The organism is Synechococcus sp. MIT S9503 (genome assembly GCF_047304175.1).
In the GTDB taxonomy this organism is placed as follows: domain Bacteria; phylum Cyanobacteriota; class Cyanobacteriia; order PCC-6307; family Cyanobiaceae; genus Synechococcus_C.
Window position 1 is genome coordinate 2,343,131 of sequence record NZ_CP138955.1, and the last position, 19,591, is coordinate 2,362,721.

The 19,591-nt window shown below is 50.5% G+C and carries 20 protein-coding genes; 13 read left to right on the forward strand and 7 right to left on the reverse strand.

Translation table 11 applies throughout. The features are described 5' to 3' along the window. Positions 1-8 precede the first annotated feature (8 nt). The 13 genes from SIB56_RS12575 (at position 9) to SIB56_RS12635 (ending at position 14,527) form a co-directional block, all read left to right on the forward strand. Positions 9-1,142 (forward strand): glycosyltransferase family 4 protein, encoded by a 1,134-nt coding sequence (locus SIB56_RS12575; RefSeq protein ID WP_413324256.1) that lies wholly within the window; start codon positions 9-11, stop codon positions 1,140-1,142. A gap of 11 nt (positions 1,143-1,153) precedes the next feature. Then, positions 1,154-2,005 (forward strand): glycosyltransferase, encoded by an 852-nt coding sequence (locus tag SIB56_RS12580; RefSeq protein ID WP_413324257.1) that lies wholly within the window; start codon positions 1,154-1,156, stop codon positions 2,003-2,005. A gap of 4 nt (positions 2,006-2,009) precedes the next feature. Then, positions 2,010-3,095: a glycosyltransferase gene (locus SIB56_RS12585; RefSeq protein ID WP_413324258.1), complete on the forward strand. Its 1,086-nt coding sequence runs from the start codon at positions 2,010-2,012 to the stop codon at positions 3,093-3,095. Between the two features lie 20 nt (positions 3,096-3,115). After that, positions 3,116-4,303 carry a glycosyltransferase gene (locus SIB56_RS12590; protein WP_413324259.1) on the forward strand — a complete coding sequence of 396 codons (1,188 nt, stop codon included), beginning with the start codon at positions 3,116-3,118 and terminating at the stop codon, positions 4,301-4,303. Continuing rightward, on the forward strand, positions 4,293-5,516 hold the full coding sequence (locus tag SIB56_RS12595; RefSeq protein WP_413324260.1) for a hypothetical protein: 1,224 nt from the start codon (positions 4,293-4,295) through the stop codon (positions 5,514-5,516). Before SIB56_RS12590 ends, SIB56_RS12595 begins: the two co-directional genes overlap by 11 nt. A 221-nt stretch (positions 5,517-5,737) precedes the next feature. Continuing rightward, positions 5,738-6,661: a decaprenyl-phosphate phosphoribosyltransferase gene (locus SIB56_RS12600; protein ID WP_413324261.1), complete on the forward strand. Its 924-nt coding sequence runs from the start codon at positions 5,738-5,740 to the stop codon at positions 6,659-6,661. A gap of 17 nt (positions 6,662-6,678) precedes the next feature. Further along, positions 6,679-7,377 (forward strand): SDR family NAD(P)-dependent oxidoreductase, encoded by a 699-nt coding sequence (locus SIB56_RS12605; RefSeq protein ID WP_413327390.1) that lies wholly within the window; start codon positions 6,679-6,681, stop codon positions 7,375-7,377. 4 nt (positions 7,378-7,381) lie between these two features. Then, complete coding sequence (locus SIB56_RS12610; protein WP_413324262.1) at positions 7,382-8,713, forward strand: FAD-binding protein; 1,332 nt, start codon at positions 7,382-7,384, stop codon at positions 8,711-8,713. Next, positions 8,713-9,651, forward strand: coding sequence for an NAD-dependent epimerase/dehydratase family protein (locus SIB56_RS12615; protein ID WP_413324263.1), 939 nt, complete (start codon positions 8,713-8,715; stop codon positions 9,649-9,651). The genes SIB56_RS12610 and SIB56_RS12615 overlap by 1 nt, the downstream gene beginning before the upstream one ends. Then, a complete protein-coding gene (locus SIB56_RS12620) occupies positions 9,651-10,961 on the forward strand; it encodes an NAD(P)/FAD-dependent oxidoreductase (RefSeq protein WP_413324264.1) in 1,311 nt (436 codons plus the stop codon). Before SIB56_RS12615 ends, SIB56_RS12620 begins: the two co-directional genes overlap by 1 nt. Positions 10,962-10,978: 17 nt before the next feature. After that, a complete protein-coding gene (locus tag SIB56_RS12625; RefSeq protein ID WP_413324265.1) occupies positions 10,979-11,380 on the forward strand; it encodes a GtrA family protein in 402 nt (133 codons plus the stop codon). Beyond that, positions 11,380-12,951, forward strand: a complete 1,572-nt coding sequence (locus SIB56_RS12630; RefSeq protein ID WP_413324266.1) for an HAD-IB family hydrolase — start codon at positions 11,380-11,382, stop codon at positions 12,949-12,951. The genes SIB56_RS12625 and SIB56_RS12630 overlap by 1 nt, the downstream gene beginning before the upstream one ends. Further along, positions 12,926-14,527: a hypothetical protein gene (locus tag SIB56_RS12635; RefSeq protein WP_413324267.1), complete on the forward strand. Its 1,602-nt coding sequence runs from the start codon at positions 12,926-12,928 to the stop codon at positions 14,525-14,527. The genes SIB56_RS12630 and SIB56_RS12635 overlap by 26 nt, the downstream gene beginning before the upstream one ends. Positions 14,528-14,708: 181 nt before the next feature. On the opposite strand, the gene SIB56_RS12640 is transcribed toward SIB56_RS12635, so the two are convergent. The 7 genes from SIB56_RS12640 to SIB56_RS12670 all read right to left on the reverse strand — a co-directional run bounded on the left by SIB56_RS12640 (position 14,709) and on the right by SIB56_RS12670 (position 19,325). Beyond that, entirely contained in the window at positions 14,709-14,888 is a 180-nt protein-coding gene (locus tag SIB56_RS12640; protein WP_413324268.1) for a hypothetical protein, read from the reverse strand. A 141-nt stretch (positions 14,889-15,029) separates the two neighbouring features. Continuing rightward, positions 15,030-16,118: a dTDP-glucose 4,6-dehydratase gene (rfbB, locus tag SIB56_RS12645; protein ID WP_413324269.1), complete on the reverse strand. Its 1,089-nt coding sequence runs from the start codon at positions 16,116-16,118 to the stop codon at positions 15,030-15,032. A gap of 58 nt (positions 16,119-16,176) precedes the next feature. After that, the gene (rfbD, locus tag SIB56_RS12650) at positions 16,177-17,061 is read right to left on the reverse strand and encodes a dTDP-4-dehydrorhamnose reductase (protein ID WP_413324270.1); all 885 of its coding nucleotides are present in this window, start codon (positions 17,059-17,061) and stop codon (positions 16,177-16,179) included. Then, positions 17,058-17,609, reverse strand: coding sequence for a dTDP-4-dehydrorhamnose 3,5-epimerase (rfbC, locus tag SIB56_RS12655; protein ID WP_413324271.1), 552 nt, complete (start codon positions 17,607-17,609; stop codon positions 17,058-17,060). Before rfbC ends, rfbD begins: the two co-directional genes overlap by 4 nt. Before the next feature lie 28 nt (positions 17,610-17,637). Then, positions 17,638-18,576: a glucose-1-phosphate thymidylyltransferase RfbA gene (gene rfbA, locus SIB56_RS12660; RefSeq protein ID WP_413324272.1), complete on the reverse strand. Its 939-nt coding sequence runs from the start codon at positions 18,574-18,576 to the stop codon at positions 17,638-17,640. 187 nt (positions 18,577-18,763) lie between these two features. Then, positions 18,764-19,096, reverse strand: coding sequence for an autotransporter domain-containing protein (locus SIB56_RS12665; RefSeq protein WP_413327392.1), 333 nt, complete (start codon positions 19,094-19,096; stop codon positions 18,764-18,766). Continuing rightward, positions 19,059-19,325 (reverse strand): hypothetical protein, encoded by a 267-nt coding sequence (locus tag SIB56_RS12670; protein ID WP_413324273.1) that lies wholly within the window; start codon positions 19,323-19,325, stop codon positions 19,059-19,061. Before SIB56_RS12670 ends, SIB56_RS12665 begins: the two co-directional genes overlap by 38 nt. Positions 19,326-19,591: the final 266 nt, after the last annotated feature.

Here is a 19,591-nt window from a genome sequence, read left to right on the forward strand (position 1 = left end):
TGGTATTAATGAAAGTACTTCTTCTTAATCATGAATCTAAGCTCGGCGGAGCAACACACTCGCTGATTGCCTTGGTCATTGCATTACGTAATCTAGAAGTTGAGACACTTGTTGTTTTTCCATGCATGTCTTGCGAGCTTGTTCGGATTCTAAAGAAAGAATCTGTAAATTTTATAGTACATAAATATTGTTGGTCTGTTTACTCAGGTGGACGTAGTTCAAAGATTAAAAATTATATTTTACGCTTCTTATCCTATTTATCTATTCTTTTTCTTGTTCCAAGAGTTTTTAATTTTAAGCCAAATATTATCCACAGCAACTCATTAGTTATTGACGCTGGTGCTGTATTAGCACAACTGATGAATTTACCACATATTTGGCATGCTCGTGAATTTGTCGATCTTGATCATGGCCTGAAATTTCACCACAAAAGAAAGTATTTTGAATATGTTGAAAGGTGCTCTGATTCAGTCATATGTATTTCTAATTCCATTAAAGATTATTTGTCTCAGTACATTGCACATAAAAGCTTAATTACTATTTACAACGGTATTGATAAAAAATTTGATTCAGGTTATGTTTCAACAAAGTCTTTTTCATCGCCAGTAAAGTTAGCAATTCTAGGTCGAGTGACTGAATCTAAAGGACATTTCGACGCAGTAAAGGCTGTTCAGATGCTGTCTAAATCTAAAGAACATGATTTTCATCTTTCTATCATTGGACCGATAGATAAATACTACTTAGATACTCTCAACAAGTTTATCAACGATAACAATATGCCTGAAAAAGTGTTGATCTATGGACCAAGAAATGACGTACATACACTTCTTAGAGAATATGATATATTATTGATGTGTTCTCGAAGTGAAGCTTTTGGACGTGTGACAGTAGAAGCTTTCCTCTCCAATGTTAACGTGATAGGAGCATCTTCAGGTGCTACATCTGAAATTATGATAAATATGATGCACGGCATGACATACGAGTATGGAAATCATACTCAATTAGCCTCAAAAATATTATCCCTTTGCAAAAATAAAAAACTTCAAAATGCATTGAGAATTGCAGCATATAATCATGCCTGTAAGAATTTTACTTCAAACCGAAATGCCCATTTGATTCACGATCTTTATCACACCTTGTAGGTTTTTAATTCTTGACGAAGAAAGATTCAACTTTTCTGCCTTTGGTTCAGATACTATTGGCAACACACAATGGCCAGCTTTATTTGGCTGAACAACTAAATTCAATTGTAAATCAAAATTATTCCAACTGGATAGCCACTATTCATGATGATGGGAGCACAGATAAAACCCAAGAAATAATTGATGCTTACCAGGCTAAGTATCCGAATCAGATATTTATCTTGAAGGATTCTCAGGTATTCAGAAGTGCAAAGAAAAACTTTATTCATTTACTTAGCAATGTTAACCCTGATGCGGAGCTCTTTCTTTTCTGCGACCAGGATGACATATGGTACGATCAAAAATTAACATTGATGGTGGACGCTTATTTATTGAATGACAAAAATAAACCTATATTAATTCATTCAGACTTGTCCATTGTTGATGACTACCTCAAATGTATGGCCCCCTCGCACAATATTCTTATAAATAATCAAAAAAATCGAATTAATAAAAATTCTGTGCTCTATGGTAATCCTATTCCAGGTTGTGCTATGGCATTTAATGCAATCCTTTTGAAGCAAATTAAGTTGAGAGATAACATAGTTATGCATGATTGGTGGATATTACAAAGCGCATTATACTGCGACTCGTTAATTATTTATTTAAGCCAACCTCTTGTTATGTATAGGCAACATAGTAATAATGTGTGCGGGCATACTAAGTCTAGTTTGCTGAAAATTGTTCTTCGCTTACCCTTGCGACTATCAAACTATTTTTCTAATGCTCGAGAGGCATTCCAACAATCATTGTATTTCCACCGACAACCATTTTTGCTTTACCTGTTAAATAGAATTTTATACCAAGTGAGGATTAATTATTAAAATTATGTCATCCAAAATTATTCAATTAGTTAGACATCCTTTGCGAAATAAAGGTGGTATTGAAATTGTTGCCAGGGAAATACATTTGCAAATAGTATCTCCTTGTAAGGGGACTACGTATTCTTTATGCAGCATAGATCAATCATCAATCATTAAGGATTTGAACGAATGCTCTTTGCTGTCATTTGATTTGTTTAAACTTAAGCTTCCTTTCCCGAGCTTTAAACTTTTCGACTTTATCAAGCAGCTCCGTCATTCTTCTCATGTAATTGTACATTTTCCAGACCCTTATTTCGCCTTAGTATCGTTTCTTTTTGCGACTACTAATAATACAAAGCTCATTGTTTTTTGGCATGCTGATCATGGTAGAAGTGGAATATTCAGTTTTTTGTTGTCTCACTTGGAAAAGTTGTGTCTCAGTAAATCATATCGAATAATCTGTACTTCCCCAAAGCTAGCCAAAGAGTCATCCTCTATAGGAAAATATTGTAGGAAGATAGCTACTGTTCCTCTTTTCTGTGACCCACCTTGGCAACCAGAAATTAGATCTTATGAACAGCGGAAATATGATTGTATCTACGTCGGCAGGGTCGAATCATATAAGAATATTAAGCTTCTTATTGATGACTTTATATTATCTAATGCTCGTACATTGGCGATCGCTGGATCAGGTCGTGATTTAACTTATTTCCGAGAGTATGCTCGAAAACTTTGTGGTCCAGATAAAGTCATTACTTTTTACGGCCTAGTTTCAGATAGTATTAAATACCATCTTCTCTGTAATTCCAGAATTTTTATCTTAAGTTCGACAAGAAAAGCAGAAGCATTTGGTATTGTTCAATGTGAAGCATTTTCATGCGGAACGCCAGTCTTATCTTATAATATTGAAGGATCAGGTGTTTCTTGGGTCAACATTAATGGTGTTACGGGCTTTACACCTCAAATTAAATTTGAATCTCACTTTAACTACATTAATAAGCTTCTTGATCCACAATTATGGCATAAATTTTCCCGTAATTGCCTCAATAGATCTCGAGTCTTCACTAAGAAAAATTTTGATTCCAATATTAGTAATATATTCAACACCTGACTATATTTCCTGATAAACTAATGACAAAGTTTTTAATTCTCGAAGATTCATCTAAGAGTGGTTTTGGTGGAGGTCAAAGAGTTACATTAAATATTATTAATGTTATTCAGTCTTCTCGTCTTGATTCTTGCAATCAAATATATATTTTTGACTTTTACAACCCATTTCATCTTGAGACTGAGTTCTCAAAATCTGCCTGTCAGATACCCAATGTTCATTATAGGCGTCTTTTTGTAAATCTTTTTCAAATAAAGCCTTCTAGCGTAAGGTCTTCTAATTCGGTATATCTTTTTGAGGCTATTTCGTACCCACTTTTTTTTGTTGTCAACTCTGTTGTTTTGCTTATTTCCTATTCCCTTCTTTGGGCTAGGACTAGGGATAGGGATAAGCTTGCAGTTTACATATCCGCGAAAAGCCCTTTGTTCTTATCAATCATATTAACAATATTTCGCCCTAGGATTTATTATCATTCTCATAATGTAGCGAAAAAAGGCCTTATGAATAATTTGCTATTGTTAATAATGAGAATTACCGGGGCTCAAGAGATCTCTGTTTCAAAGGCATCATCTATTACCAATACCTCCATAGTTATACCAAATCCCTCCTCGTCTAGTAAGGTTACGCTTTTACACGATACAATTAATCTAAAATTTCAAGACAAATGCTTTGCTACAATGTCAAATTTGCTTAAGTGGAAGGGTATACAAAATTACCTAGATGCAATTCCTCTTATCGACAAATTCCACGACAGTGTTGCGCCCCGTCTTTCTCACAGAATTTATGGCAAAGGAAATTATTTAGAGGTGCTTCAGCGACATTCTATTGAACTGAGCCTGCACTCAGTTTCTTTTAGGGGGTTTGTTAGCGATGTGCTATCTGTCCTCAGAGACGAAGTATTTTGTTTGGTTTTACCTTCTATTGCGTGTGAAGCATGTCCTATGACCTTGATTGAAGCTGTGTCTTTAGGGGTCCCAGTCATTACTACTAATATTGGAGGACAATATGAATATCTACCAGATTGCTTAAAATCTTATTGTTATCCACCTGGCGATAAAAAAGCTCTAGCCATGTCTATTTCTAAACTTGCATCATTAGATGAGTCTAGTTATTTAACTCTTTGCGAAAATATTCTTAATCAGGCTTTTATTTTTTCGTATAAAAGCTTTAGCGAGAAGGTAAGTGCCACGCTATGTATAGATGAAATTTAAAATTAATCCAGAGTTTTTGCCTCTACTGGCCCTTTCTACTTGCTTGTTTCTTCCATCCAATTACTATGCATTTTCTTTGGCGTTAATTGTTGTTATTGACGGACTTATTTTTGGACTGACTTTCACTCTTCCTTCTAAATTTAGACTCATTTCATCGACCTACGTTATATATGTGGTTTATAGTTTCGCGGCATTGTTGTTTTATCTTTCTACTTCTGGTTCTTTTTTGATAAATCAACTCGACAATGACTCTTTTCTTAAAGCAGTTATATACCCTTCGTTGATTTTAGCCCCTATTTTTCTTGGGCTTCGATTTATTTCAGGTATTCAAGCTTTGGAGGCGAAGGAAGTTTATAAAATTAGATTTAAGATTCTCAATATTTTTTTCTTTTCCTCCGCAATTGCCTTGCTTGATGTTTTCAATTTACTTCCATTCGAATTGCACGTATTTCCTGCTAATATAGTCTTGCCTTTTGCTATTGTTAATAGGAATTTAGGTTCCTCCACTATGGATCCTTCTGTTTATACTTTTTCACTTCTTATAGTTTCTTTGTTATGGATGCGAACTGAGAAACCACACTTTATTACGGCTCTTCAGTTGTTTGTTATTCAATTTTCGTCTATCACCTGTTTCTCCAAGCCATTGTTACTTCTAAACGTCTATGCATTGGTCTCTTATTTGATGTGGCTTGTGAGTGGCAAGTTTACAAAGTCTTTCAGAAGATTTCTTGTTTTTTTAATAGCATCTACTATATTTTGTATTTTCTTTGTGGCTCTTTTCACGGTAACAAACTATTTGTATAATTATGTTGGCGTTGATTTGCAATATTCTTTGGGTAGTAGGGCTGAAAAATGGGCTTACTTGCTCGATCAGTTTCAGAGTTTTCATTTTTTCACAGGAATTGGTTTCAAGGCTCCCGAGTTGATTACTGGTTGGGGTGCTCACTCTGGTTTTGTTCAACCTTTAATTGAGGCTGGTGCTTTCGGTGTTTTCTTATCTTTAATAATATTTTATTCTTGTCTGAGAATTTTTAAAAATAGTTTTGTGGTTAAGACTGATTTCTTAATGGTATCGATAAGCTTGTTTTTTGTTTCTTATGGCTCTGAAATTCTAATGTCCAGGCTATTTGTTTATTCAATATTTTTAGTCTTACCTGCTTTTTCTTTTTCTCTTCACTCTAGCGCGCCTGCTGTCAAGCAGTTTAAATATTGAGAGTTTAAGCTTTATTGAATTTGTTCTATTTTAAAATGTTATCTTTTTGAGTTCTCGTTGCAGCCCTATGCTTTGGACCTGTCTACGTTCTTTTGGTTAATTAATTCTATTCCTGTTTCGAGTCTCCTCGTTTTGTGTTAAATTAAGTGGCCTTAATTTAATGTCTTGCGCGGGTCTGGTTTTGTTCTGGGCTCATTGTTTTTTATCTTTTATGTTGGGTCATGGAAGTTCAGTTGTTATTAAAGGCTAGTAGGGTTAGTCAATGGACCAAGAATCTACTTGTGTTTGCTGCTGCAATCTTCAGCAAACATCAGTCTTTGTCTCTTTGGTGGCATTGCTTGGTCGCTTTCCTTGGATTCTGCTTTGTATCTAGTGCTATATATTTAATTAATGATGTAGTTGACAGGGAGGCTGACCGTGCCCACCCGCGTAAGCGTTTTAGGCCGATTGCTTCAGGGCAGGTCTCTCTTCAACTTGCTTTGACGCTTTCATTTCTCTGGATTGCCTTAGGTCTGTTTCTTGCTTATTCTTTGAATCTGGTTGTAGTTTCCGTTTTCATTGTTTATATTGTAATTCAGATTTTTTATTGCTTTTATCTCAAGCGGAAGCCTCTCTTGGATTTATTTTGTATAGCATCTGGGTTTCTTTTGAGAGCAATTGCTGGACTTGCTGCGGCAGCCCCTGAATCTTGGTCTCCTTGGTTCTTGTTGACTGTTGGTTTGCTTGCTCTGTTTCTAGCTGTCGAAAAACGCAAGGCTGAGCTCCGAACAGTTATTGATCGCGGAGTCGTTACCCGAAAAGTTCTATTGCGATACTCTTTGCCATTGTTGCTGAGATTAGAGTCAATTGTCGCTAGCTCTAGTTTTATGGCATATGCACTATGGAGCGCTGGGCCAGCATTGAGGGGTGCCGAGACTAGTTGGATGTTGTTGAGTACGCCTTTTGTGCTCGTAGGCATATTTAGATATCAACTTCTTAGCGATCCTGAAGAAAACGAGCGTCGAGTTAGTAAGAGCTATGGAATTGCCTCGGAGAAGCCTGAAGAGATTCTCATAAACGATCCCGGTATTCAGCTGACGTTGACTGGATGGCTGGTAACAGTTGTATGTGTTAATTATTTAAACGGGAGTGGTGTTCTGCCGTGACTTTTTCTTCTGTATGGGTGCTAGGTGGTACCAGTACGGTTGCAAAATCTTTGTGTATTTCCTTGGCAGAGAAAGGGTGCCGTCGCTTTCACCTTTTAGCTCGCAATACGAATCGCAATGATCACCTGGCCGTTGAGCTCCGCGAACGTTTTGGTGCTTATGTCAGCTGTGAAGCCATTGATCTCCTGGAACCGCAGCCCCCGCAACCCCAGCTTTATGAATTGTTCGACCTCTACCTAGTTGCGGCTGGAAGCCTCGGCGATGCCCAACGTGCGCGTACCGATGCCGCTGAAGCCCAGGCGATTACACAGGCCAACTTCACCGGATTGATCCCATGGCTCACAGCGATCGTGTCGCCCGAAAGAATCAATCAGCCAGGAGCACTTTGGGTGTTTTCCTCAGTTGCCGCCGATCGCGGTCGGCCCTCTAACTATCATTACGGCGCTGCCAAAGCCGGCCTGTTGCGCTTTTGCGAAGGCCTGCTGCTTCGCTGCCACGACACCCCCTTCGCTGTGCGCATCCTCAAGGCCGGCTTCATCGCCAGTCCGATGACCGACGGCCAAGCACCACCGATACTCTGCGCCAAGCCCGAGCAGATCGCCCGCGATCTGTTGCGCAAACCCTTCCGTCGTGGCATTGAAACTATTCCCTGGTGGTGGGCACCGTTGATGGCACTGGTGCGCCGTCTTCCGGCCCGCTTTGCAGCCAAGCTCTAATTCCATGATGAAGACCCTCACCGGCTGGGGCCGAACTGATCCCAGCACCGCACAGATCTATCAACCCAGGTCGCTTGAACAGATTCAGAGTGTTTTGGCTGCGGCAGAGCCTGCCAGCCTGATTGTCAGAGGACTCGGCCGTTCCTACGGCAATCCTGCACAATGCGCTGAAGGCACTGTGTTCGAGCTCACGGGGTTTGATCACATTCAGCTCGACGCTGCTACCGGCTACGCAACATGTGGAGCGGGCGCCAGCCTTGATGAGGTGTTGCGAGTTTCTGTGCCTGCGGGGTTCTTCCTGCCCGTCACCCCCGGCACCCGTAACGTCACCATCGGCGGTGCCATCGCTGCCGATGTGCACGGGAAAAACCACCACGGGGAAGGCAGCTTTGCCAGTCACGTGCAATGGCTGAAGCTGGTGGATGGCAGCGGCCAGCTACGTCAGCTCAGCCCCAGCGATCCAGCTACAGCCGAAGCTTTCTGGGCCACAGCTGGCGGTATGGGGCTCACCGGTGTGATCGTGGAAGCCTGCTTCCGCCTGATCCCCATCAGCAGTTCGATGATCAGCGTCGACACCACTCGCTTCCGCGACCTCGACGCCCTGATGGCAGCGATGGTTGAGGCCGATGCCCGGACCCGCTACAGCGTGGCCTGGGTTGACAGTCTCAATTTGGCCGGTCGCGGTGTGCTCACCTGCGGTGACCATGCCCAGGCCGCAGAGGTGGGGGGCGTTGACCCCCTCCACTACGACCCCAAAGCCCTCGCCGGTGCCCCATCGCTCCTGCCGGGCGGCCTGCTAAATACCTGGACGGTGCGGGCCTTCAACGAAGCCTGGTACCGGAAGGCCCCCAAGCAGCGCGAGGGCGAACTGCAGGCGATCAGCCCCTACTTTCATCCCCTTGATGGGGTGAGCAACTGGAACCGCATCTACGGCCCGGCCGGCTTCCTGCAATACCAATTCGCCGTGCCGGATACCGCCGCCCATCTGGTGCGCACCACCCTTGAAGCCCTTCGCCAGATCGGTGCCCCCAGCTTCCTCACCGTGCTCAAGCGCTTCGGGCCTGGCAACCCCGGGCCACTCTCCTTCCCGATGCCGGGCTGGACGCTGGCCGCTGACGTGTCGGCCGCAGTGCCGGGCCTGTTCGCGCTGCTCGATCAACTGGATGAAAAGGTGGCCGAAGCGGGCGGGCGCCTTTATCTGGCAAAAGATTCTCGCCAATCTGCAACCATGCTTGAGCGCAGCTATCCACGCTTGCATGAGTGGCGCCAGCAGCGGGCGCTGCTCGATCCCCGCGGCGTGTTCAGCTCCGATCTGGCTCAACGCGTGAAGCTCTGATGCAAGTGTTTCTTCCCGGAGGTGCTGGCCTGGTGGGGCTGAACCTGATCGCCCTGCTCCAGCAACACCATCCCGACTGGCAGCTGCTGGTTGTGGACAAGAAACGCGACGCCGTGGAAGCCGGCCGCCAGCTATTTCCAGCCGTGGAGTTTCTCTGCGAAGACCTCACCTGCACAAGCGGCGTGAGCTGGCCCCAATCCCTGGCGGACTGCGATGCCTGCGTGATGCTCCAGGCCGAGATCGGCAACACCGATCCATCGCAATTCGAACTCAACAATATTCGCACCACTGAGGTGGTGCTTGAGCAGCTGAAGCGCAATGACATCCACCAGCTGGTGCACATCAGCAGCTCGGTGGTGAACTCGGTGGCCACCGATCTCTACACCACCACCAAACGCGCTCAGGAGCAGTTGGTGCAACGCAGCTGGCCGAGGGTGGTGATCCTCCGCCCTACCTTGATGTTTGGTTGGTTTGATCGCAAACATCTGGGCTGGCTTGCACGCTTCATGCAGAAGTTGCCTGTGTTCCCGATCCCAGGCAGCGGCCGCTTCATCCGACAGCCGCTCTATGTGGGTGATTTCTGCCAGGTGATCCAGAGCTGCCTCGAGCGGCCGGACCTGAGCGGCAGCTACGACATCACCGGCCTGGAGCAGGTGAGCTACATCAGCCTGATGCGCCAATTGCGCAAGGCCGTGCAGGCCCGCCCTTGGATCATCCACCTGCCCATTCCGCTGTTTGGCTGCTTGCTGCAGCTCTGGGCGCTGATCAGCCGTCAGCCGGCTTTCACCCGCTCCCAGCTCACCGCCCTCACCGCCGGCGACGAATTCGAGGTGATCGATTGGCCTGGCATCTTCTCTGTGCAGCCCACCGACCTGGCCGATGCCCTGCGGATCACCTATCAGGATCCTCGCTATTCCCAGGTGGTGATTCCTTTCTGATGGCGCCAATAATTGCGGTAGTGGGCGGCGGCCCCATGGGCCTGGCGGTGGCCTACCAACTGGCACTAGAAGGCGCCAAGCCCGTGCTATTGGAAGCGGATGATCGCCTTGGTGGCATGGCCGCCAGCTTCCAATTCGCTGGCCAAACTCTCGAGCGCTACTACCATTTTCACTGTCTGAGCGACCACGCTTTCTTTGCGCTGCTCGAAGAGCTGGGCCTGGCGGATCAGCTGCGCTGGAAGCAAACCTCCATGGGCTTTTTCATGGATGGGCGGCTTTACCCCTGGGGCAGCGCTGGTTCAGTGCTCAGCTTTCGCCGGCTGCCGATGCTCACCCGACTCCGCTATTTGCTGCACGCTGCACGCTGCCTCAGCTTGCGCAACTGGCAGCACCTCGATGGCATGCGCGCTACCGACTGGCTGAAAACCTGGCTGGGCGTCAAGGGTTATGCCCTGCTCTGGCAGAAGCTGTTTGCCTACAAGTTCTACGAGCACAGCGACAGCCTCTCGGCCGCCTGGATCTGGAGCCGGATCCGCCGGCTCGGGCAATCGCGCCGCTGGCTGAAGGAAACCCTCGGCTACTTGGAGGGCGGCTCCCAGCGCTGGATCGATGCCCTCGAGCAGCGCCTGCGAGAGCTCGGCTGTGAGATCCAGCTCTCCAGTCCGGTGGAGGCGATTCGCTCCGAAGGCCCTGGTCAGGGGGTTGTGGTGCGCACCCCAACTGGTGAGCACCACTTCGATGCGGTCATCTCCACGGTGCCGCTGCCGCTGGTGGCTCCGATGCTCCAAGCCGGCGGGGCCGATCCCGCCCTGGTCCAGCGCTACGCCAACCAGGTGTCAGTGGCGTGTGCCTGCGTGGTGCTGCAAACCCGCCAGCCGATCACCGGTAACTTCTGGACCAACATCAATGATGAGCGCTTCGGTATCCCAGGCATCATCGAGTTCTCCAATCTGAGGCCGCTCGAGGGTCATATCACCTACGTGCCCTACTACATGCCGGCGAGCCACCCGGATTACCAACGCCCGGATGATGCCTTCATTGCCGATTCGATCGCCTGCCTCCAAGCCATCAATTCGGATCTCAGCGAGAGCGATGTGCTGGCAGCCCACGGGAGCCGCTATCGGTATGCACAGCCCGTGTGCGGCACGCGCTTCCAGAAGAGTCTGCCGCCATTGCACCCCCTACCCGGCATCACCACGGTCGACACCACCGTGTACTACCCGGAAGATCGAGGCATATCCGAAAGCGTGGGCTACGGGCGCGAGCTGGCCAAGAAGGTCATTCGGGAGCTACGCACTAGAAGGCAATGACAACCAAGTCCACTTCCGTGCATTCGCCCCGTCGGGAGTTTTTGCTGTTCCTCATCACAGGCGGTGTGGCCGCCCTGGTGAATGTCCTGAGCCGGGTGGGCTTCTCACAAATGCTGCGCTTTGAGCTGGCAGTGCTTCTGGCCTATGGGGTGGGCATGCTTACGGCCTACGGTCTGGCCCGCAAGTTTGTGTTTCTCCAGAGCAACACCAGCGTGCGCCGCTCCTTCGCCGCATTCGCCCTGGTGAACCTATTCGCCGTACTGCAAACCTGGCTGGTGAGCGTGGGCCTGCGCAACTGGCTGCTACCCCTCTTCGGGATTGTGGTGTTGTGCGATCTGATCGCCCATGGCATCGGTGTGGCAGTGCCAGTGCTAAGCAGCTACTTCGGCCACAAATACATCTCCTTCCGGCAGCGCTGATGAGTGGAGCCATCCCCGTAGCTATCGCATCCAGGCCAGTGGCTGCCTTCGATTTCGATGGCACCCTGCTCGCGGGCGACACGCTGCTGATCCTGCACCGGCTGGTGCGCTCCCCCTGGGGTCAACTGATCGATGGCCTGGTGCTGCTGCCAGCTCTGCTGCTCTGGAAGAGCGGCCAGCGCAGCACAGCCTGGTTCAAACAGCGCGTGCTCCAACAGCTTCTCACCCCAGCGATGCAGCAACGCTCAGAGGAACAGTGCATTGCCTTGCTAGAGAACAGCCTGGCGAATGCCCTCTGGCGACAGTTGCGACCCCAGGCACTGACTCGCCTTGTGTGGCATCGCCAGCAGGGGCATCGGCTGGTGATCGTGTCGGCCTCACCCCGCTGCCTGCTACAGCCTATCGCCGAGCGGCTGAACGTTGAGCTGATTGCCACCGAGACCAGCAACCCCTGCAGCGGAAATGCCATCGAGCTGCGTTCGCCGAATTGCAAAGGGGGCGAGAAGTTGCGGCGGCTGGAGCAATGGCTCGGGGAGCCGCCCCACAGCGTCGAGCTGCATGCCTACGGCGACAGCCGCGGCGACCGAGAACTGCTGCAGATCGCTGCACACCCCCACTGGCGCGACTTCGGCGCCGAGGCCTGCCCCTACCTGGCAGCGCCCGCTGTGAACCGTTGGTTTGGCCTGGCTGCCGGGGTGCTGCTGGTCTCAGCCCTTGCCGGGCTTCTGCAGCTGGATCCCGCCACCCAGGCCACCCTGCGTAGCGGCCTCGAAGGGTGGCCGGCCTGGATGCCCGCGATTGTTGCTCTGCTGGTGCTCAGTTACGCCGGCCGCTTTGCACGCTTTCGTTGGCTGCTCCAAGCGCAAGGCATCGGCCACACCAGCCGCCGGGAAATTCTGGTGTGGTTTCAGGGCTTTGCCCTAACCGCCACCCCTGGCAAACTCGGTGAACTCACCCGGGTGCAGCAGCTCCATCAGCATCTGGGCTACCCACGCGCACCTCTGCTGCATGCCTTCCTGGCGGAACGGCTCTGTGATGCTGTCGCCGTGCTGATTTGGCTGGTGCTTTTGGTCCCAGGGCAGCTTCAGGAGCGCATCGGAGGATGGTCTTCAGCAACCGCTCTGGGGCTTGGCAGTCTCATGCTGCTGCTGGTCGCAGCGCTGGGCCGTTTGCTCTGGTCCCGTCGCTCCCGCTGGCGTCATTACCTCCCCAGCGCCCGCCTTTACCGTGCCTGCCTGCCCGCTAGTGGCTTGAGTTTGGGCCTCTGGGCTGCAGAAGCGATGATTCTTTGGCTGCTGGTTCAGGCGATCAGCCCGACCGCCACCATCAGCGCCGGTGCCGCTATCAGCATCTATCTGCTCTCAGGTACCGCCGGTATGGCCTCGCTCCTGCCAGGAGGACTGGGCGTGAATGAAGCCGCCACGACTTTGCTCCTCCATCAGGCTGGCATTCCCACATCCCTGGCTCTGAGCATTGCAATCCTGCGCCGGATTTTCACGATTTGGCTCGTGGTTTTTGCAAGTACTATGTTTTTAATGATTCCTTATGGAAAGTTCAATGTTGAGGGATAGATGGCTTAATTTCCTTGTTATTTTATCCATTGCAGTTGCTCTTCTTGTTTGGTTTGCATCCATTAATCAGCCTTTGATTGATCGGCATGAATTTCGGCAAACTCAGACAGCATTGACAACTTTTTTTTTGGAGTTTGATTTACGCAAATTTTTTAATTACGAAACCCCAGTTTTAGGGGCTCCTTGGAGTATCCCTTTTGAATTTCCCTTTTACCAACTCTTAGTTGCTGCCATTTCCCGCTTCTCCGGTTTGGAGCTTTCTTTGTCGGGGAGGCTGATAAATATTATCTTTGGGATTGCTTGTATATGGCCAGCGCTAGATCTATTTCGTCATTTTGGATTCAAAGCAATTTCTCAAAAAGTTTTCTTAATCTTATATTTCTTGTCGCCTTTGTATTTGTATTGGAATAGATCATTCATGATTGAGGGCGCGGCTTCCTTCTTCACGTTGCTGAGCTTGTCGTATTTCTTTAAGATTAAAGATAATCAAAAATTTGCTGACGTTGGCTTTTGGGTAAGAGCTCTTTTGTTCCTAGTTTCTTTGATGCTTGGTTTGCTTGTAAAGGCGACGACCGCTCTTCCAGGCCTTTTGGTAATGGGTCTTGTCGGTTTGCCCGCTCTCTTTGGCAGGGAGAAAACGGGCAACAAATTCTCGATCATAATCTCCTATTTTGTGATGGCACTTGCCTTTCTTGCATTATATTTTTGGACGAACCATGCCAATGAATTGAAGAGTTTAAATCCTTTTGGTGTTGATATTACGTCCTCAGCATTGCGCCAGTGGAATTTTGGCTCTTTGGGTCAACGATTTAGTCATTTGTTATGGGGTAAAGTTTTTGCGGGGAATATTGTTGGCGTTCTGCCATTTGTCCCTGCTTTGCTTATACTTTTCAATTCCTGGAGTAACTCGTCGGGGAAAAAGAAGCAGTTTTTGGCGCTCACAATTAGTCTTTCTGTGCTTCCCATTATTATTTTTGCGAATTTACATATCGTTCACGATTATTACCAGGCTGCTGCTCAAGTTTATTTTTTAATGGCAGTAGCTGCCTCTGTCGAGATTGTCTCAGGGGTTGAATCTGCTGGTCGAATTGTTAGATCATTGCCTACGTTAGTGGTTTCTCTCTACTTAGTGTGGGATTTGTCAGCGTTTAGTTTTTTCTATGCTCCTTACCTTGCTCGTTACGACAGTCCAAAGCTTGATATAGGGCGATACATTAAAGAACAGACTGATCCTGATTCTGCAATTATTGTATTTGGAGATGATTGGAGTTCTGCGTTTCCCTACTTTTCTAAAAGGCGTGCATTGGTAAGGCCTGATGTTGAAGAAGAGGTTATGCGGAATTCACTTCGTTACTTGGGTGATAGGAAATTGAGTGCGGTCGTATCTAGTAAGGCTTTAAAGAACGAGGATGGATGGGATGGGCTATGTGATGTCACTGAAAATTTATTTTTTCCTGCTCTTCCCCCTCGCAATCATCTCTTGGTCGCAAAATTAAAAGAGCTTGCGGGTGTAAGCACCTCTAAAGGGAAAGTTGGTTCTGATTCGAAATCTTGGTATGTTTACAGGTGTGGGTGAGCCGATTTTGCTTGCCAAGCAGGTTTCGTTCTGATCAATAAGAAATTAATTTTCATGCCAGTGAATCGTTCCGTTTTCCTTTGTTTTCCTCGCATTGATTAAACAGTGCTTCTGCCTAAGTTTCGCTGCGCAGTTCCAGCAGTTAAGCGGCTTGCATAGCTGGACTGCTGTGATCTCGTGTTCAGAGAGTTTGGCTGCGGCGCTGGAGCCGTTTCACCAGAGCATCGCTGAGAGCTTCCCTGCTCTTCACGTCCACAGCCAGTGGCTCGGCAGCTTCGGCGAGGGTGATCGCACTTAGCAGGCCATCGGTGGGCAATTCCTTTTCGCTGCCTTGGTTCCGGCGCCTGTTGAAGATGCTCAACTGGCGACCTGTTGTCGATCGTGAGTAGTTCGACAACGCAACTCCAAAATCGATGCGCTCTTGTCCAGCTACAGAACCAACTCGACCACCCCAAGCACATCCGACTAATTCATTCAAAAAGTGCAGCAGTTTGTTTCAGGCTTACCCAGTCTTGACAGTTTGTACCTTGCGGCACCAGTCCCGCTGCGTCATGTACCACGACACTGTCTCTGCTAAGCCCACCTCCAGGCTGTGGCGAGGCTGCCAACCCAGTTCGCTTTGAATGCGGCTTGGATCGATCGCGTAGCGGCGGTCGTGACCCGGGCGATCGCTGACCAGTTGGATTAGTTGGGCGTGGCGAAATCCTTTGGGTTGTGCTCGATCAAGTTGGTTGCAGATGAGCTCTACGATTTCCTTATTAGTGCGCTGGCCGAAGCCGCCTACGCAGTAGCTGCGACCCAGCTCGCCTTGGCACGCTGCCAGCAGCAAGGCATCCACGTGGTCCTCCACATGCAGCCAGTCGCGCACATTCAGCCCATCGCCGTATACCGGGATCGCTTTTCCAGCGGCGGCCTTGAGGATCACCACCGGGATCAGTTTTTCGGGGAACTGCCAGGGGCCGTAATTGTTGCTGCAGTTGGTCAGCACCACCGGCAGGCCGTAGGTGTGATGCCAGGCATTCACCAGATGATCGCTCGCTGCCTTGCTGGCGGAGTAAGGGCTGCGTGGATCATAGGGCGTGGTTTCTAAGAATCGTCCCTCTGGGCCGAGCGAGCCGAACACTTCATCTGTGCTGATGTGATGCATCCGAAAGTTCGCCTGGCGTTCCCCAGTGAGCTGCTCCCAGTGGGCCCGTACCGCCTGGAGAAGGTGAAGGGTGCCGGTTACGTTGCTGCTGATAAACGCCTCGGGCCCGGCGATCGAACGATCGACGTGGCTTTCCGCCGCCAGATGCAATACCAGATCCGGGTCGGCGTTCTGCACCGCAGCCTCAACGGCGGCTTCATCGGTCAGATCCACCTCCTGAAGCCTGTGCCGATCGTTCGCCGCTTCGCCCAGCTCGCTCAGCACTTCCTCAATCGAGGACAGGTCGCTGGCATAGCCCATCTTGTCGAGATTGAAGATGGTGACTTTGGTCTCCCGCAGTAGCCTGCGCACGACGGCGCCGCCAATGAAGCCGGCACCTCCGGTTACCAGAACTCTGCGGCGACCTCCCAGCAGGACGGAGGCGGAAGGCATGGACGAAACCATTGGTGAGAGCGTGGGGTGGGGCTTTGTTTGGGGTTGGGGCGTTGAACTCAGTGGCCCTTCATGGCGCTTTGGCTTGCTGCAACACATCTCTTAGGGCTTTCAGCCAGTGCTCGCCATTGAGGTCCAGGGCTGCTCGGGTGGTGGTGCAGTCCAGGAGGGCATATGCGGGTCGTTCTGCAGATGTGGGGTAGTCCGCTGTTGTAATCGGATGAACCTCTGCGGGTGTGCTGATGAGTCCTAATTCAGCCCCGATCCGGCCTACTGCAACTGCCACGTCGTACCAGCTGGCGGCGCCGGCATCACTCCAGTGCATGACAGCTGGCAACTCGCGGTCACCAGCGATCTGAAGTGTTTGCCAACATGCTTGAGCAAGGTTGAGGGTGCTGGTGGGACAGCCAACTTGGTCGGCGACAACGCTCAGTTGATCACGTTCGCTGTGGAGTCGGAGCATGGTGAGGGCAAAGTTCTTGCCAACGGGCCCGATCACCCAGCTGGTGCGCAGGACCAGGCCCCGGCCTCCTGCGCCAAAAATTGTTTGGACAGCTGTTTCACCAGCAGCTTTGCTGGCGCCGTAAACACCGAGAGGGTCGCGGGCCTGCTCGGGTTGATACGGCGTGCCCTGGGTTCCGTTGAAGACGTAGTCGGTGCTGATCTGGAGTAGGCGTCCCCCTTGTTGAGCAAGAGCACGGGCAAAGGCCTCCGGTGCCCCGGCATTCACGGCGTGGGCTAGCTCGGGCTCGGACTCGGCCTTGTCCACCGCTGTGTAAGCACCTGCGTTGAGTACCCAGGCGGGTTGGTGCTGTTCCACGGCGCCGCGGCAGGCTTCAGCGTCAGCAAGGTCAAGCTGCTGACGGCTGGTGGCTACCAGCTCGATTCCCTTAGGGGCGGAAGCGATCAGAGCTTGGCCCAGCTGACCGCTAGCTCCGGTGAGCAGTACCTTCATGGGAAAACGTCTCCAGCACCCTCAGCGGCTTTGAACCCTGCTGCTTCGGCATCTTTGCCTGAGAGGCTCACCTCTGCGCCTTGTATCCGGTAGATGGGCCAAGCAATGGCCAGATCTGGATCATTCCAGACGATGGCCCGTTCACAGGATTTGTTCCAAAACCCTCGCGCCTTGTATTGCACCTCCGCAAAATCGCTGAGGGTGAGAAAGCCGTGGGCGAAGCCCTCAGGAATCCAAAGCTGGCATTTGTTCTCGGCACTCAGTTCGGCTCCGACCCAGGCGCCAAAGGTTGGTGAGTTGCTTCGGATGTCGACGGCGACGTCGTAAATCGCCCCGACTGTGGCACGTACCAGCTTGGCCTGGGGTTCCGGTGCGAGCTGGTAGTGCAGTCCCCGCAACACCCCTTGGATCGAGCGCGAGTGGTTGTCCTGGGAAAACAGCACAGATTCGCCGACGGCGTCATCAAACTTTCGCTGGTTCCAGCTTTCGAAGAGCCAGCCGCGGTCATCGCCAAAGGCTTGGGGTGTGATCAGCAGCGGGCCCTGCATCACTGCCCCGGAAAGTGTTGTCAGTTCTTTAAGCCGCACTGCGGACCTTCAGGCTTGTTTGCAGGGCTGCGTGATCGCTCACGCTCTCCTCGAGCATTTGCAGGAGATAGGTGCCGTAGCCGCTCTTCTTGAGGGGTTGAGCCAGCTGATTCAGCTGGTCCGCTGTGATCCAGCCCTGGCGCCATGCCACTTCCTCCGGGCAGCCCACTTTCAGCCCCTGGCGATTTTCCAGCGTGCGGATGTAGCTGCCGGCATCGTTGAGGGAGTCGCAGGTGCCGGTGTCGAGCCAAGCCATACCTCGGCCCATCAGCTCCACCCGCAGCAGCCCTTCGTCCAGGTACATCTGATTGAGATCTGTGATTTCAAGCTCTCCACGAGCGGAAGGTTTCACCTCGCGGGCGCGATCCACGACGCTGTCGTCATAGAAGTACAACCCCGTCACGGCATAGTGGCTTTTGGGCTGGTGGGGTTTTTCTTCCAGGCTCAGCACGCGACCTTCAGCATCGAACTCGGCCACTCCATAACGCTCGGGGTCGCTGACGGGATAGGCAAACACCGTCGCCCCTTGTGCTTGCGCGTTGCTGTTCACCAGCTGTGGCACCAGATCGTGCCCATGGAAGAGGTTGTCTCCCAGTACGAGAGCGGCGGGGTGGCCCGCCAGGAAGTCGGCACCAATCAGAAACGCCTGAGCCAATCCGTCCGGGTTCGGTTGCACGGCGTACTGGATCGTCATGCCCCAGCGGCTGCCATCGCCAAGCAAGCGCTGAAACGTCTCCTTGTCGTGGGGGGTGGTGATGACCAGCACCTCGCGGATCCCCGCCAGCATCAGGGTGCTGAGCGGGTAATAAATCATCGGCTTGTCGTATACCGGCAGCAGCTGTTTGCTCACCGCCTGGGTGATCGGATGCAGCCTTGAGCCACTGCCGCCGGCGAGGATGATGCTTTTGCGAGCGCTAGACAGGCTCAAATATTTAATGTTGCGCGTTGCTATTTCAGCATGGCCGCTGCCTGCTGACGGGGAGACTTATTAGTTGGCAAGTTGTGGGCTTATCGGCGTATGCGGCTTTGGTATACCAACGCTTTTATTTTGATTCTCCCAGTAAGTTTTTCCCTTCAGCCTGTTCGGATTTGCTCTTCGCTGTGAACCTTGTTGGTTAGAGGTACCAGCGGAAGCCACCGCCGTAGTTGATGGATTGGCTACTGGAGGGTGAGAGCTGCTCGCGGCCATTGAGGTAGACGGAGAAACGGTCATTGATGGCGACATCAAGGCCAAGTTCGAAGTTGAACCACGAGGAGGGAGCGGGGGTGCTGTCAACGTAGAAGGACCCTTTCGGAGCGGAATTTAAGCGCGCGGTGAGGGAGCGATCGGTTTCACCGAGATCCCAGGCGTAACCGAGGGAGAGACGTGGGATGAAGGTGGTGTCTGGGCAGATTCGGGTTTCAGTGATGCTAAGCTTGCTGAGCTGGCGCAGGGTGCGGTAATCGATCTACCGGCGTGCAGCCATCAGGGAGGGCCACTGCCGTCGCCAGCTGCAGAGAATCAGAGACAGCCCCAGCCAGTGGACTGCCCTGAAACCAGCTGCAGGAATAAACATGGTCGAGTTGCAGCCACAGAACTTGTTCACCATGCAGCATGCCCAGCCAGGGGATGTCCGCATAGGCCTGGAGATAGAAGTTGGCGGGCACTCCATTGGGGAATAGCCGTGCTGATGCCACCGGCCAGGGCGAGAAGCAATGGCATCAACTGACTAAGCCCGAAACTGCTCAGCAGCACCACACCTGCTGGTTGACGACCGCTCTGGACAATTCAAAACTTTAGTGCTGGGTAGTGCAGGGAGAGGCTGAAAGTCCGTAGGGATATCTCACTAGCTATTTACGCAAGTGTTGCGGGAACCAAACTCTCTATCGATCCTGATCCTTATTCAATGAGCTCTTGTGCGCAAGCAGAAGCAGGCTAAGTGCGTCTTAAGCCCTTGCAGGTT